Origin of the sequence: Nocardiopsis trehalosi NBRC 14201 (assembly GCF_001552555.1) — a bacterium.
Lineage (GTDB): Bacteria > Actinomycetota > Actinomycetes > Streptosporangiales > Streptosporangiaceae > Nocardiopsis_B > Nocardiopsis_B trehalosi.
This window is the reverse complement of sequence record NZ_BCRK01000181.1, coordinates 1-12,488: the sequence shown is the minus strand read 5'-3', so window position 1 is coordinate 12,488 and position 12,488 is coordinate 1. Positions and strand designations below refer to the sequence as shown.

At 75.5% G+C, this 12,488-nt stretch carries 9 protein-coding genes; 5 read left to right on the top strand and 4 right to left on the bottom strand.

Going from position 1 to position 12,488, the window contains the following annotated elements; genetic code table 11:
• Both NT8_RS31370 and NT8_RS23320 read left to right on the top strand, forming a co-directional pair.
• On the top strand, positions 1-728 hold a 728-nt coding region (locus tag NT8_RS31370), incomplete at its 5' end, for an NPCBM/NEW2 domain-containing protein (protein ID WP_174549623.1).
• A gap of 118 nt (positions 729-846) precedes the next feature.
• The gene (locus tag NT8_RS23320; RefSeq protein WP_067973686.1) at positions 847-3,009 is read left to right on the top strand and encodes a protein kinase domain-containing protein; all 2,163 of its coding nucleotides are present in this window, start codon (positions 847-849) and stop codon (positions 3,007-3,009) included.
• A 19-nt stretch (positions 3,010-3,028) separates the two neighbouring features.
• On the opposite strand, the gene NT8_RS23315 is transcribed toward NT8_RS23320, so the two are convergent.
• From NT8_RS23315 to yczE, 3 genes are all read right to left on the bottom strand, one after another.
• Positions 3,029-3,736, bottom strand: coding sequence for an MgtC/SapB family protein (locus NT8_RS23315; RefSeq protein ID WP_067973683.1), 708 nt, complete (start codon positions 3,734-3,736; stop codon positions 3,029-3,031).
• 36 nt (positions 3,737-3,772) lie between these two features.
• Positions 3,773-5,566, bottom strand: a complete 1,794-nt coding sequence (locus NT8_RS23310; RefSeq protein ID WP_281203522.1) for a glycoside hydrolase family 15 protein — start codon at positions 5,564-5,566, stop codon at positions 3,773-3,775.
• Positions 5,567-5,990: 424 nt separating this feature from the next.
• Entirely contained in the window at positions 5,991-6,683 is a 693-nt protein-coding gene (gene yczE / locus NT8_RS23305) for a membrane protein YczE (protein ID WP_067973680.1), read from the bottom strand.
• Positions 6,684-6,742: 59 nt separating this feature from the next.
• Here yczE and yczR point away from each other — a divergent pair, with 59 nt between their 5' ends.
• Both yczR and NT8_RS23295 read left to right on the top strand, forming a co-directional pair.
• A complete protein-coding gene (yczR, locus tag NT8_RS23300) occupies positions 6,743-8,173 on the top strand; it encodes a MocR-like transcription factor YczR (RefSeq protein WP_067973676.1) in 1,431 nt (476 codons plus the stop codon).
• A 165-nt stretch (positions 8,174-8,338) separates the two neighbouring features.
• Positions 8,339-10,210, top strand: coding sequence for an AMP-dependent synthetase/ligase (locus tag NT8_RS23295; RefSeq protein ID WP_067973674.1), 1,872 nt, complete (start codon positions 8,339-8,341; stop codon positions 10,208-10,210).
• A 56-nt stretch (positions 10,211-10,266) separates the two neighbouring features.
• Here NT8_RS23295 and NT8_RS23290 read toward each other — a convergent pair whose 3' ends face one another.
• Positions 10,267-11,097, bottom strand: coding sequence for an alpha/beta hydrolase (locus NT8_RS23290; protein WP_067973673.1), 831 nt, complete (start codon positions 11,095-11,097; stop codon positions 10,267-10,269).
• A gap of 376 nt (positions 11,098-11,473) precedes the next feature.
• On the opposite strand from NT8_RS23290, the gene moaA reads away from it, so the two are divergent.
• Positions 11,474-12,463 (top strand): GTP 3',8-cyclase MoaA, encoded by a 990-nt coding sequence (moaA, locus tag NT8_RS23285; protein WP_217999293.1) that lies wholly within the window; start codon positions 11,474-11,476, stop codon positions 12,461-12,463.
• Positions 12,464-12,488 lie beyond the last annotated feature (25 nt).

Here is a 12,488-nt window from a genome sequence, read left to right as displayed (position 1 = left end):
CGCCCGCCGGTGCGGCGGGGACCGCGCCGAACGCCGCGCACGCCGCGCCCCCCGGGGTCGCCACGGTGCCCGCCGCCCGCCCCCGCCGCACCGGGCGCACCGCCCTGGTGGCGGGCGGCGCCGTGCTCGCGGCGCTCGTCGCCGTCGGCGGAGGCGTCTACGCCTTCACCGAACGCCCCGCCGACGTGGCCGCCGCCGACCCCGAACCGGGCGGCGGCGCCGACCCCGCCGTGCCCGACGCGGACGCCTCGGCGGCCGACAAGGACCGCGACGAGGACGGCGAGAGCCCGTCCCCGTCGGCCGAACCCGAGGAGGACGGCGCCCCCGACGAGGAGCGCGTCAACGACACCCCCGGCGAACCGGTGGCGGACCGCAGCCCGATCGTCCCGGCCGGGGGCTACCAGAGCGGGTCGGCCACCCTCGACGGCACCACCTACGGGGAGTCGCTGCGGGTCACCGGCGACTGCGCCAAGCCGACCGCCGAGTACAACCTGGCCCGGGGGGCCGGCCGGCTGACCACCACGGTCGGCGTCACCGGCGGCGGCTCGGCCACGTTCACCGTCACGGGCGACGGCACCCGGCTGGCGGCCGAGACCGTCGCGGCGGGCGACTCCGCCGACATCGAGGTGCCCGTCGACGGCGTCCTGCGCCTCCGGCTCACCGTCGACTGGAACGGCTCCTGCCCCGATGGCGCCGTCGCCGTGTGGGGCGACCCCAAACTCACCTAGCCGCCTCCGGCCGCGCCGGGAGAGACCGCGCCGACGGCGCCCCCGGGCGGAGCGGATCCGGTTACGCTTGCGGTCGGTCCGTCGTGGCCGCCCCCGCCCCCGGCCCGTGGAGGGTTCCGTGAGTACGCACCTGTTCGTCGGCCCGGACGCCCAGCCGGACAAGTACCGCCTCGTCCGCTCGGTGGGGCGCGGCGGCGAGGCCACCCTCTACCTGGCCGAGGTCGCCCTCGCGGGGCAGACCGAACCCGTGGTGGTCAAGGTCCTCAACGCCGACGCCGTGGGCAGCGCGGAGCGCTTCGCCGAACTGAGCGCGCGCTGGAACGAGCAGGCGGAGCTGCTGCGCTTCATCAACCGGCTCGGCGTCGTTGGCGTGCGCGAGCACTTCGAGGGCCCGGGGGAGCATCCCGCCGGCGCGGCCGCCGAGTCGGGCGACCGGTGCCTGTACCTGGTGATGAACCACGTCGAGGGCGTCGACCTGCGCGACTGGCGGGCCGACCACGCCGCTGAGGGGCCGCGCGGCCAGCGTGAGATCCTCCGCCACCTGGAGCAGGTCGCCGAGGTGCTCGACCACCTGCACTCCGGGCGGGCCACGCCGTCGCGCCGGGTCGTGGTGCACGGCGACCTGTCGCCCGGCAACATCATGATCAGCAGCGAAGGCCAGGCGACGCTGGTCGACTTCGGGCTGAGCCGCATCGCCGCCCGGCACGTGACCGCCGCCCCCTGGTTCACCGCCGGCTACGCGGCCCCCGAGGTGTTCAGCGGCGAGTACTCCCCGGCGACCGACCGCTACGCCTTCGGCGCCGTCGTCTACTTCGCCCTGACCGGCCAGGAGCCGCCGCCCGCCTCCGAGCGGCTCCGCGAGCGGTTCGGCGCGCTCCCGCTGCTGGCCGGCGCCACCGACCAGCGCGACCGGGTGCTCGCCATGTTCTCCGCCGAGCCGGGCGACCGCCCGGCCGCCCTGGAGTGGATCCGCGCGCTGCGGTCGCTGACCACGTCCGTGCCCTGGAGCATGCCGGCGGCCGACCCGGGCGCCATCGGCGCCGCGGCGGGCGCCGCCGCAGCGGTGGCGGGCACGCCCTCCGGCCCCGTCACCCCTGCTGCGGGCGGCCCGGGCGCCGACGGTACCCCGCCCACGGGCACCGCCCCGCCGCACGGCCCCGCGTTCACCGGGCCCCCGCCCGCCTCCGGACCGGCGGGCCCGGCCACGGGCCCCACCACCCCGCTGGCCATGGGCGGCCCGACCACGGGACCCACGACCCAGCTCGGCACGGGGGGTCCGCTCCCGGGACGCCCGGACCCGTCGGGTCCGGGCGGTCCGGCCACGAACCCCACCACCCCGCTCCCGCTGGGCAGGGGCGGCCCGGCCACGGGACCCACGGCCCCGCTGGGCAGGGGCGGCCCGGCGACCGGCCCCACCCGCCCCCTCGGCGCCGGCGGTCCGCCGCCGGCCCCCGGGCCGGCCACCCCGCCGGGGCAGGGCCCGCGCCCGCAGCCGTCCGGCACCGCGCCCGGCCGCCCGGTCGGCGGCCTGCGCGGCGCCCCCGCGTCGCAACCCGCGTGGAGCACCCCGGGCGACGGGTTCCCGCCGCCGAGCCCGCCGGACGGCCACCCGCAGGGGCCCGACGGGGGCGGCCGCACGCGGCGGCGCGGCCGGACGCTCGCCGGGCTCGCCGCGCTCGCCGTGGTCTGCCTGCTCCTCGGCGCCGCCGGGACCTACTACGTGATGGACCGCTTCGCCCCCGCCACCGTCCGGCCCGCGCCCGACCCGCAGGCCGGCGCGGCCGCCGAGCCGTCGGACGACCCCGGACCGTCGGACGGCGCCGGCAGCGGGAGCGCGACCCCCACAGCGGGCGACGAGGACGGCACGGGCCCGGAGCGCGAGGAGCCCGACGAGCTGCACCTGGCCTCCGAGCAGCCCGTCAACGAGGACAGCGACTACCGCAGCACGCTGGCCACGGTCAACGCCGAGGACTACGACGAGGCGCTGACGGTGGAGGTCCCGTGCGGCGACGTCACCACCGAGTTCGACCTTGGCCGCGCCTACGAGGAGTTCGAGACCACGGTCGGCCTGACCGACGATTCGGATTCCGGCGCCGAGGTCGTCTTCACCGTGATCGGCGACGGCGAGCAGCTGGAGACCAAGACGCTGGGCCTGGGCGAGGACGCCGAGCTGTCCGTCGACGTCACCGGCGTGCTGCGGCTCGAACTCGTCAGCGCCGAGTCGCCGTGCGAGGGCGAGACGGCCACGGCCGCCTGGGCGGAGCCGGTCGTCACCCGCTGACCGCGCCGCCCGCCCGGGCTCACTCGTCGCCGCCGGGGTCGGCCTGGTGCACGGCCAGCACCCCGTCGGTCTCGGCCAGCGCGACCGCCAGCTCGCTGGGGTCGCCGTCGCCGTGCAGCCGCAGCGCGAGGTCGACCGCCGGGCCCGCGGCGCCGTCGCCGGTCGCCCGGCGGGTGTCGACCCGCTGGACGGCGAACCGGCGCCCGGTGGCCTCGGCCAGGATCGCCCGCAGGACACCGCGCCCGTCGGCGTAGCGCACCTCCAGCAGCACCGTCGCGGGCCGCGACCGCGACACCCACCGCAGCGCCAGCGGGTAGGCGAAGGCCACCAGGAAGTGCGCCCCCGTGACCGCGCTCGCGACCAGCCACAGCCCGGCGCCCGCCGCGGTGCCCACGGCCGCCGCCACCCAGATGGTGGCGGCGGTGGTGAGCCCGCGCACGACGTCCTGGCGGACGAAGATCAGCCCCGCGCCGATGAACCCGATCCCCGACACGATCTGCCCGGCCACCCGCGACGGATCCAGGTTGACGTCGTCGCCCAGCACGTCGCCGAACCCGTACTTGCTGACGACCATGAAGAGCGCCGCGCCCAGCCCCACGAGCGTGTGGGTGCGCAGGCCGGCGCTCTTCTGCCGCAGCTCCCGCTCCAGGCCGATGAGGGAGCACAGCACCAGTGCGACGAGGAGGGCGAGCAGCTGCGGCCAGCCCTGTGCGGAGAGGTCCTGCATGACCGGGTCCTACCCCGCACGGCGCGGTGCTCCCGCCTAGACCTCGCCCCGGCGGTGGCCGTCGTGGTGGGAGAGGTTGAGGGCGGTGGTGACCAGGGGGACGTGGCTGAACGCCTGGGGGAAGTTGCCGACCTGGCGGCCGTTCTTGGAGTCCCACTCCTCGGCGAGCAGGCCGAGGTCGTTGCGCAGCGCCAGCAGCCGCTCGAAGAGGTCGCGCGCCTCCTTCTCGCGGCCGATGGACAGCAGCGCGTTGGCCATCCAGAAGCTGCACGCCAGGAACGCGCCCTCGTCGCCGGGGAGCTTATCGGCGACGTCGTCGCGGTCGGTGCGGTACCGCATGACGAAGCCGTCGACCATCAGGTCGTCGCGGATGGCCTCGATCGTGCCGATCACCCGGGGGTCGTCGTAGGGCAGGAAGCCGACCTCGGGGATGAGCAGCAGGGCGGCGTCCAGCTCCTGGCTGCCGTAGTACTGGGTGAAGGTGTTGCGGCGGGAGTCGAAGCCGTACTCGCACACCTCGGCGTGGATGGTGTCGCGCAGCGCCTTCCAGCGCTCGATCGGACCCTCCTTGCCGAACTCCTCGATCATCCGGATGGCGCGGTCGGCGGCCACCCACGCCATGACCTTGGAGTGGACGAAGTGCTGGCGGGGGCCGCGGACCTCCCACAGGCCCTCGTCGGGCTCGTCCCAGCACCACTCCAGGTAGTTCACCAGCGAGCGCTGGAGGCCCCACACGTGCTCGCCGCTGTTGAGCCCGCTGCGGCGGGCCAGGTGCAGCACGTCCATGACCTCGCCGTAGACGTCGAGCTGGTACTGGCCCACGGCGGCGTTGCCGATGCGCACGGGGCGGGAGTTCTCGTAGCCGGGCAGCCAGTCGGCCTCCCACTCCGAGAGCCGGCGCTCGCCGCGCACGCCGTACATGATCTGCATGTGCTGGGGCTCGCCCGCGACGGCGCGCACCAGCCACTCGCGCCACGCCTGCGCCTCGTCGGTGTAGCCGCTGCGGATCAGCGCCTCCAGCGTGATGGTGGCGTCACGCAGCCAGCAGTAGCGGTAGTCCCAGTTGCGGACCCCGCCCAGCTCCTCGGGCAGCGAGGTGGTGGGGGCGGCGACGATGCCGCCGCTGGGCCGGTAGGTGAGGGCCTTGAGGGTGATCAGCGAGCGCACCACGGCGTCGCGGTAGTCGCCCTCGTAGGTGCACTGGTCGACCCACTCGCGCCAGAAGCGCTCGGTGCGCGACAGGGCCTTCTCGGCGTCGAGGTGGTCGGACTCCTCGACGGGGGAGGGGTGCCAGGTCATGACGAAGGGGACCCGCTGGCCGGCGCTCACGGTGAACGTGGCGTCGTGGGCGAAGTTGTGGCCCTCCAGCGGAACGGGGGAGCTGAGCCAGACGGAGTCGGGCCCGGCGACGGCGACCAGTTCGGTGCCGCTGCGGTGGACCCACGGCACCACGTTGCCGTAGTCGAACCGCAGGCGCAGCGCGGTGCTCATCCGCACGGTGCCCCGCAGCCCCTCGACGATGCGCACCAGGTGCGGCGCACCGCCGCGCGGCGGCATGAAGTCGATGACGCGGACACTGCCCTCGGGGGTGTCCCACTCCGACTCCAGGATGAGGGTCTCCTGGCGGTAGCGGCGCCGGGTGGCCCGGGTCTCGCCGTTGGCCGGCCGGATCCACCAGTTGCCGTTCTGCTCGTCGCCGAGCAGCGCGCTGAAGCACGCGGGCGAGTCGAAATGGGGGAGACAGAGCCAGTCGATGGAGCCGTCACGCCCCACGAGAGCAGCCGTCTGCATGTCGCCGATCAGCGCGTAATCCTCAATCCAGCCGGACACGCGGCTCACCCCCTCAGTAACCAAGATCAAGATTCGCGGACGTACCGTATCCAACTCCCGATGGCCCCGCGGCCATGCGGCGGCGCCACGAGGCGCGGGATCCCCGGCGCCGGCGTCCGGCCCCGTGCGGGGGAGCGGGCGCGACGGCGGCCGGGGTGCGCCGGCACCCGCCCTCAGGTCGCTGCGGTCACGCTACCGCGAGATGCGGCGTGCCTGGTGGGACGCTACGGAAAAGTGCGTAACCGGATATGTAACTTTCGTGGGGCTGGACGCTCGATCCCCGTTCTCCGCGAGGTCATCGGGGTGTGCGTTCGGCACCGGCCCGGCGGCCCGCCCCGGCCGCCGACGATCTTGTTACGACGTCGTAATGGTGGGATGCCGCGGGCGGCCCTCCGGTTCGCCCGCATCCCGGACCCGACGCCGGTCAGGGGCGCGCGGCGGGGGGCGGTCCGACGTCGAAGAGCGGGAGGAGGACCTGCGCCAGCGGGCCGATCGCCAGGGCGAAGACGACCGTCCCCACGCCGAGGGTGCCGCCCAGGAGGACGCCGGTGAGCACGACCGCGATCTCGATGCCGGTGCGCGCCCGGCGCACCGACAGCCCGCGCGCGGCCAGCCCGGTCATCAGGCCGTCGCGGGGGCCGGGGCCGAGCCGGGCGCCGATGTAGCAGGCGGTCGCCACGGCGGTGACGAGGACGCCGGCGACCAGGTACCCCGCGCGGACCGCGAGGTGGCCGGCCTCCGGCAGCCACCACAGGGAGGCGTCGACGGACAGGCCGACCACGACCACGTTGCTCAGGGTGCCGAGTCCGGGCCGCTGGCGCAGCGGGATCCACACCAGCATGAGCAGCGCGCCGACCATGATGGAGCAGGTGCCGACCGACAGCCCCGTCCAGCGGGCCAGGCCCTGGTGCAGCACGTCCCACGGCATGGCGCCCAGGTCGGCGGCGATGAGCAGCGCGCTGCCCAGGCCGTACAGGTACAGGCCGGCGTAGAGGCGGAGCAGCCGGCGCGGGCGGGGCGGCGGCAGGACGGGCGTGAGCAGGACGCGGCGGAGGAGCGCGGCGGGGCGGAGGGGCACGGCGGGCGGCTTTCCAGTGGACGTGACGAACCAGGCCATGTCGTAGTATTGGCCCCCTGTGGCACGTGCGAATAGAGCCAATTCCGGAAAGTGGCGCCATGTCGGTGGGTGAACGGCGGATCAACGGCCATCTCCTGGCCCGGTTGATCGGCCCGCGTGCGCACGAGCGGCCGTACTACCTCGCGGTGGCGCGGGCCGTGAGCGGCCTCGTCCTGGACGGCCGGGTGCCCACCCGGACCCGGCTGCCCGCCGAACGCGACCTCGCCGCCGCCCTCGGGGTGAGCCGCAACACGGTCACCGCCGCCTACACCTGGCTGCGCGAGAACGGCTACCTCGACAGCCGCCAGGGGGCGGGCAGCTGGACCGTGCTGCCCGACGGGGGCGCGGGCGCCGCCGCCCTGTTCGTCCCCGACGCCGAGCACATCGACCTCGGCGTCGCCGCGCCCGCGGCCGTCGAAGGGCTCCAGGAGGCGGCCCGGCGGTCCGTCGAACAGCTCTCCGCGCACGTCGGCGGCCAGGGGTACGCCCCCTTCGGCCTGCCCGAGCTGCGGCACGCCGTCGCCCGCCGCTACGTCGAGCGCGGCCTGCCCACCGCGCCCGAGCAGATCCTCGTCACCAACGGGGCGCAGCACTCGGTGGCGATGCTGCTCGACCTGCTCGTCGACCCCGGCGACCCGGTGCTGGTGGAGACCCCCACCTACCCGCACGCGCTCGACAGCGCCCGCCGGCACGGGGCGCGGGTGCGGACGGTCGGGGTCGGCCCGCACGGGTGGGACATGGAGGACCTGGTCGACGCGTTCCGCCGGTGGCGGCCCAAGGTCGCCTACCTCATCCCCGACTTCCAGAACCCCACCGGGGCGCTGATGGACGACGACGAGCGCGCGGCCGTGGCGGCCGAGGCGCGCCGCGCCGGCACCTCGCTGATCGTGGACGAGAGCGTGGCCGAGCTGGCCATCGACTCCGGCGACCAGCCCGCCCCGCTCGCCGCGCACGACACCGACGGCCGCGTCTACACGGTCGGCTCGGTGGCCAAGCTGCTCTGGGGCGGCCTGCGCATCGGCTGGGTGCGCACCACCCCGCCCATGGCCGAGCGGCTGATGGCGGTGCGGCAGCGCCACGACCTGTCCAGCCCGATCCTCGACCAGCTCACCGTCACGCGGCTGCTGGCCGACGTGATGCGGGTGCGCGCCGAGCGCAGCCGCCAGCTGCGGCGCAACCGCGACGCGCTCACCGCCGCCCTGCGCGACCGCCTCCCCGAGTGGCGGTTCACCACCCCCAGCGGCGGGCTGGTGCTCTGGGCGGAGCTGCCGCGCCCGGTGGCCACGGCGCTGGGCGACGTCGCGCTGCGGCACGGCGTGCACCCCGCCCCCGGCCCGGTCTTCGGCGCCGAGGGCACCCTGGAGCGGTTTCTGCGCCTGGCCTACACCCAGCCGCCCGATGTGCTGGGTGACGCGGTCGACCGGCTCGCCGCCGCGTACGCCGAAACGCTCGCGCGGCCGGTTCCGGTCCGCCGGGATCTCTATGTCTGAGGGACCGATGAGCAACAGGTGACCGAGAACATCCACGAATTCTGAAGCATCCGAAAAGTCCTGCGCAGAAGGCGATCCCGGCTACTTGCCGGGCGTCCACCCGGCGTGGTCCGATGGCCGTCCGGGGGTGACCCTCGTCACAGGAAACGGGTGAAAGTGGGATTCATGGAACACAGTGACGTCCTGCGCACACGGAAGGGCGTGCAGGCCGAAATCGACGGGCTGACCCTGGTGGACTGGTTCCGGCGGGTGGCCGAGGAGGACGGCGGCCTTCCCGCGCTCTCGGAGTGGGTGCCCGACGACGCGGGCGGCCACTGGTCCACCCGCACCTGGGCGGAGTACCGCGCCGCCGTCCTCGACACCGCGGCCGCCTTCGCCGCCGCCGGGCTGGAGCACGGCGAGACCGTGGCGCTGATGCTGCCCAACCGGCCCGAGCACCTCATCGCCGACCTCGGCGCCGTCCACGCGGGCGGCGTCCCCCTGACCGTCTACGCCACCTTCGCGCCCGAGCAGATCGCGTTCGTCGCCGCCGACTGCTGCGCCCGCGTGGCCGTCCTCGACGGCGCCGCCGAACTCGCGCGCTGGGGGCCGGCGCTGGCCTCCGTCCCCGGCCTGCACACCGTGGTGCTGCTCGACGGCGCGGCCGTCCCCGCCACCGCCCCCGACGGCCCCCGCTACGTCTCCTGGGCCGACTTCACCGGCGAGGGCCGCCGCGCGCTCGCCGCCGACCCGGGCCTGGTCGACACCCGCGCCGCAGCGCTCAGCCCCGGCGACAACGCCACCCTCCTCTACACATCGGGGACCACCGGCGACCCCAAGGGCGTCTACGAGACGCACCGCCAGGTGCTCTTCCAGGTCACCATCACCCAGCGCGCCAGCCGCCTGCCCCACGGCGGCATCTCCCTGTCCTACCTGCCGCTCGCGCACATCGCCGAGCGCGTCCTCAGCGTCTACCTGCCGATCGTCGTGGCCGGGCACATCCACTTCTGCCCCGACATCACCCAGCTCGCCGCCTACCTCGGCAGAGTCCGGCCGCACGGCCTGTTCGGCGTGCCCCGCGTATGGGAGAAACTGCAGGCCGGGCTCACCTCGGCGCTGGCCGCCGCCCCCGCCGAGCAGCGGGCCGGCATCGAGTCGGCCGCCGAGATCGCCCGCGCCTACATCGAGGACGGCCAGTACGGCCGGGTCCGCGACCGCGGCCTGGAGCGCCGCTTCGCCGAGGTCGACGCCCAGGTGCTGCTGCCGCTGCGCCGCCTCATCGGCCTGGACCGCGCCGTCAACTGCATCACCGCGGCCGCCCCCATGAACGAGGAGACCGTCCGCTTCTTCGCCGGGCTCGGCCTGCTCGTCCGCGACGTCTACGGCATGACCGAGAACTGCGGGGCCGTCACCTGCAACCGGGCCGACGCCTACCGGTTCGGCAGCGTGGGGCTGCCCTCCGACGGCATGGAGGTCACCACCGCCGAGGACGGCGAGCTGCTGGTCCGCGGCCCCATCAACGTCACCGGCTACCACAACCGGCCCGAGGCCAGCGCCGCCCTCGTCGACGACGAGGGCTGGCTGCACACCGGCGACATCGGGAGCATCGACGACGACGGCTTCGTCTACGTGGTCGACCGCAAGAAGGAGCTGATCATCACCGCCGGCGGCGAGAACATCGCCCCCGCCGCCATCGAGGGCCGCCTCAAGGAGCACCCGCTCATCGGCCAGGCCCTCGCCTACGGCGACCGCCGCCCCTACCCGGTGGCCCTGCTCACCCTGGACGCGGAGGTCGCGCCCGCCTGGGCGGCGTCGCACGGCATCGAGGCCGACGGCCTGGCCGCCCTCGCCGAGCACCCCGGCGTGCTGGCCGAGGTCGGCGCGGCGGTCGCCGCCGCCAACAACCGGCTGGCCCGCGTGCAGCAGGTCAAGCGGTGGCGGCTGCTGCCGATCGAGTGGACCGTCGAGGGCGCCGAGCTGACCCCCTCGCTCAAGCTCAAGCGGCGGGTGGTGCAGGAGCGCCACGCGGCCGAGATCGCCGCCCTCTACACCGACTGAGCGCCGCCCGCGGGGCCGCCGCGCACGGCGGCCCCGGCGGCCCGGCGGGCGCGCCGTCAGCGGTCGGCGCCGGCGCACCGCCGGGCGAACCGGACGACCTCGTCGAGCACCTCGTCGCGGTTGGTCTCGTTGAACACCTCGTGCCGCGCCCCGGGGAAGACGCGCACGGTGACGTCGGTGCCGGCCAGCGCCTCGATGCCCACCCGCGTGTCGGTGAGCGGGACCAGGCGGTCGTCGGCGCCGTGCAGCCACAGCAGCGGGAGGTCGCCGAGATCGCCGCCCGCGGTGACGCGGGCGAGTTCGGCGGCGAACGCCCGCAGCGTGGGGCGGCGGAACGGGCCGTGCCAGACGAGGTCGTCGGCGGCGTAGGCGGCGCCGACCCCGGGGTCGCGCGACAGGGTGGCGGGGTCGATGGGCTCGTCCGGGATCGGGTCGAGCGCGAGCAGCCGGTCGACCGCGCCCCAGCGGCCCAGCACCGGCCCCGACAGCACCAGCCCGGCGAGGTCGGCCCGGTGCTCCTGCGCGTAGCGGGCGGCGATCAGGCCGCCCATGGAGTGGCCCACCACGACGAGCGGCAGCGAGCGGTAGGCCGTGCGGGCCTGCACGACGACGCGGTGCACGTCCTCGACCACCCCGGCGAAGTCCTCGACCAGCACCCGTTCGCCCGACGAGCCGCCGTGGCCGCGGTGGTCCAGGCCGTAGACCGCGGCGCCCCCCGCGCACAGCCGCTCGGCGACGTGCTCGTAGCGGCCGATGTGCTCGCCGTAGCCGTGCACGAGCACGGCCAGCCACGCGGGTTCGGCCCCGGCCGCGGCCCAGGCGCGCGCCGCCAGCCGCTCCGTCCCGTTGGGGCCGCCCGGAAGCCGCCACCGTCTCGACGTGATCATTGGGGCTCCTCTCGATTCCGGCGGCGGGCGCCGGCCGGCACCCGGCCGCCAGGATGATGCCACAGCCGACCGGATGCGGGGCGGGCGCACGCGCGCCGCCGGGCGGGCGGACTGGTGTGTTCCTCCGGAATCCCCGTCCGCGCGGACGGGGGTTTCGGGCCGCGACGACGACCGGCACCCCGGATGAAGTGGGACGAATCGCATTGATCATGACATTGACGGACAACGGGCTACGGTGCGGTGGAAACCCGGAGCTTCCACCGTCTTTTAGGCTGGAGTTCCGGCGGGAAGACCAACGGTGGCGCCGCGTCCGCACGACGGCGCCGGCGGCGGACCGCCCGCACCCCCGCCGCGCGACCACCAGGAGGTGACGCCCGTGCTCGCCGATTCCCACGGGAGGGTGGCGACGGACCTCAGGGTCTCTCTCACCGACCGCTGCAATCTCCGGTGCACCTACTGCATGCCCCCCGAAGGGCTCGACTGGCTGCCCAAGGACGAGGTCCTCACCGACGACGAGGTGAACCGGCTGATCGCCATCGGCGTGACCGCGCTCGGCATCACCGAGGTGCGGTTCACGGGCGGCGAACCGCTCCTGCGCCGCGGGCTCCCCGGGATCGTCGCCGCCGCCACCGCGCTCACCCCCCGGCCCCGCACCGCCCTCACGACCAACGGCATCGGCCTGGCGCGGGTGGCCCCGGCCCTGGCCGAGGCCGGGCTCGACCGGGTGAACGTCTCGCTCGACACCCTGCGCCCCGACGTGTTCGCCCGCCTCGCCCGCCGCCGCCGGCTCGACGACGTCCTGGCGGGCATGGCGGCGGCGGCCGCCGCCGGGCTCACCCCGGTCAAGGTCAACGCCGTCCTGATGCGCGGCGTCAACGACGACGAGGCCCCCGAACTCCTCCGCTACTGCCTGGACCACGGCTACGAGCTGCGGTTCATCGAGCAGATGCCGCTCGACGCCCAGCACGGGTGGCGGCGCGACGACATGGTCACCGCCGACGAGATCCTGGACCGGTTGAGCGCGGTGTACTCCCTGGAGGCGGCCGACGCCGCCACCCGGGGCAGCGCGCCCGCCGAACTGTTCCGGGTGGACGGCGGCCCCGCGACGGTCGGCGTGATCGGATCGGTGACCCGCCCGTTCTGCGGCGCCTGCGACCGGGTGCGGCTCACCGCGGACGGGCAGATCCGCAACTGCCTGTTCGCCCGCGAGGAGTCGGACCTGCGCCCGCTGCTGCGGGGCGGCGCCACCGACGCCGAGATCGCCGACCGGTGGCGGGCCGCGGTGGCCGCGAAGCTGCCCGGCCACGGCATCGACGACCCGGCGTTCCTGCAGCCCGCCCGGCCGATGTCGGCCATCGGCGGCTGACCGGGGCGGCGGCCCGCCGCCCCGC